Annotated in this window: 3 protein-coding genes; all 3 read left to right on the plus strand. The window is 49.8% G+C overall.

Annotated features, from left to right (window positions below; translation table 11 throughout):
* Nucleotides 1-321: methionine--tRNA ligase subunit beta (gene metG, locus Q7U71_04690; GenBank protein ID MDO9391056.1), on the plus strand; the 321-nt coding region annotated here is incomplete at its 5' end.
* Nucleotides 322-379: 58 nt separating this feature from the next.
* Nucleotides 380-1,459, plus strand: a complete 1,080-nt coding sequence (locus tag Q7U71_04695; GenBank protein ID MDO9391057.1) for a SagB/ThcOx family dehydrogenase — start codon at nt 380-382, stop codon at nt 1,457-1,459.
* Nucleotides 1,460-1,539: 80 nt separating this feature from the next.
* Nucleotides 1,540-2,605, plus strand: a 1,066-nt coding sequence (locus Q7U71_04700; protein MDO9391058.1) for a carboxypeptidase regulatory-like domain-containing protein, incomplete at its 3' end; no start/stop codon positions are given.

Genomic DNA, 2,605 nt, shown 5'->3' on the forward strand with positions numbered 1-2,605 from the left:
CTTATAGACATTGATTATTTCAAAAAAGTGAAACTGCGGACCGCCGAGATCATCGCCGCCGAGAAGGTGCCCAACGCAGACAAGCTGCTGCGACTGCAGGTGAAGCTGGGCGAAGAGACCCGGCAGGTGCTGGCCGGCATAGCCCAGTGGTACACCCCGGAATCGCTGGTGGGCCAGCAGGTGGTGATAGTGGCCAACCTGAAGCCGGCCAAGATCCGGGGGCTGGAGTCGCACGGAATGCTGCTGGCGGCCCAGGACAAGGACGGGGTGGTGATACTGAATCCTCAGCGCAAAGTGGAGACGGGGTCGGAAATACGATGATTACAAAAGGTATAAAGGCATAAAGGTTTTAAATGTTTAAATGTCTATGAGGTGAAATATGTCAGAGATCATCAAAAAGATCATCGCCCTCAAAGATGCCGAACGAAAGATACTGGTGGGCGACATCATGGAAAGCGAAAAGGGGCTTAAAGAGGCCTTCTGCAAAATGCTGAACATGGCCGGGGAGCCCCTGCAGGAAAAGTTCTACAAAAGCCTGCCCCAGGGCTGGGACGGTTTTATCAAGGAGCAGGCCAAGGGCGAAATCACTATCAGCCCCCAGAAAGAGGAAAAGGCCCTGGAAGAGATCTCCAAAATGATGGCGGGCATCGGGGCCACGATGGAGAAGCTGGAGAAGAACACCGTCAAGGCCAGGAAGCAGACCCTGAAGTTCCGCGAGACCATGAAGGCCGGGTTCATCAAGCTGGTGAAGGTGATCTCGGACCAGACCAAGGGGCTGGAACGCGGGCCGCTGCAGAAGGAATATCCAAAAGACGCAGAGGTCATTGAACTGCCCAAGCCGGATAAATCCGTTTTAAAGAAATCAGACATCTTCGACTGCATCGGCGACCGCCAGAGCCGCCGCAAGTACACCGACGATCCGCTGACCTTGGAGGAGCTGTCCTATCTTTTATGGGCCACCCAGGGGATAAAAAAGCTAATGGCCAACGGCAAGGTCGGCCTTCGCACAGTTCCCTCCGGCGGATGCATGCATCCGTTTGAGACATACCTGGCCGTCAACAATGTCAAAGGTTTGAAAAAGGGAATGTACCGCTACCAGCCGGTGGATCACAAGCTGGTGAAACTTTTCACCGTGCCGTCGATGCCCAGGAAACTGACCAAGGCGTCCCTGGGACAGACATACGTGGGCAACTGCGCGGTGACCTTCATCTGGAGCGCGGTGCCCTACAAGACGGAATGGCGCTATTCCCTGGAGGCCAAGAAGATCATTTTGCAGGATTCCGGGCACCTCTGCCAGAACCTGTATCTGGCCTGCGAGTCCATCAACTGCGGGACCTGCGCCATCGGGGCTTATAACCAGAAGCTGTTTGACAAGCTGTGCCAGCTGGACGGTAAGGACGAGTTCGTGGTCTATGTGGCGCCGGTGGGCAGGGTGGCGGTTGAAAAGGGCCTGCCCTGAGTTGGCAGAAATACCTGACAAACGAAAGGGTTTGAAACGTTTGCCACCGCCGTCGGCGGGGTGTCGCCAACGGCGACAAAATGTTTGAAATGTTTGGAAAGGCCGTTATGCTGAAAAAATATTTATGGGGCGCAATAGTTCCGGCGCTGGCTGTATTTGTTCTAAGCGGAGCCGGGGCAAGACCAAAACCAGACACTTTACTAAAAAATAATGCTGATACAGTAACGTATCAAAGCATTATGATAAAGCAAACCACTAAAGATACATCCTTAAGGTTTGCCGGTTCTAATGGAAGGATAATTGGGATAGTTGTTGATCAAGAGAATAGGGAGCCGATACCTGGAGTAAATATCACTATAGTTGGCACCAACTTCAATGCAAAAACCGATTCAGCCGGTATGTACACCATTGTCAATGTTCCGATTGGCTTATATGCGGTGGAGGCTAAATATAAAGGGTACGAAACCCAGAAAATTACTGGTATAAAAGCTATTACGGGATTGGCCACGAAGGTTAACTTTAAATTTAAAATTACTATTGTCGAGAAAAAAGGGACGGTGAGGCAAACCGCTAAAGATTCAATAATTGCCAGCACCACCGGAAAAATCACTGGTGTGGTGATAGATGTCAAAACCAGGGAAGCAATTTCTGGCGCATCGGTCACTCTCTTAGGCCTCAATATGTGCGATAGTACCAATTTGGATGGCCGGTATGCAATCACTAATGTTCCAGAGGGACGCTATAATGTTCAAGCCAAGATAACTGGTTATGAACCCCAAGTTATTGTTGCAAAAACCAAAATACGGCAGATCGTGCCCGTTAACTTCGTACTTAAACCTACCATAATCGGGACGAAGGATTCAGGGATTGTAAAACCGTCCGAACGTAGAACAACAACCGAAACCGAACATAGATCCATAACTACAGAAGAGATAGAAAGGATGGAGAAACCAAACATCTATCTCTACCCCACAAAACAGGAAACACTGACCGTAAAAGTACATCCAAAAGGTAAAATAACAACTTCCATCCCCGAATACAACACCGGCTGGAATGTGGTGGTTGCTCCCGGTGGCAAGATAAATGATACCTACGATTTTCTGTTCTACGAAGCGACAGTGGATTATAACTTTACTATTGATGCCG

Source organism: bacterium (assembly GCA_030655055.1).
Lineage (GTDB): Bacteria > Edwardsbacteria > AC1 > AC1 > EtOH8 > UBA5202.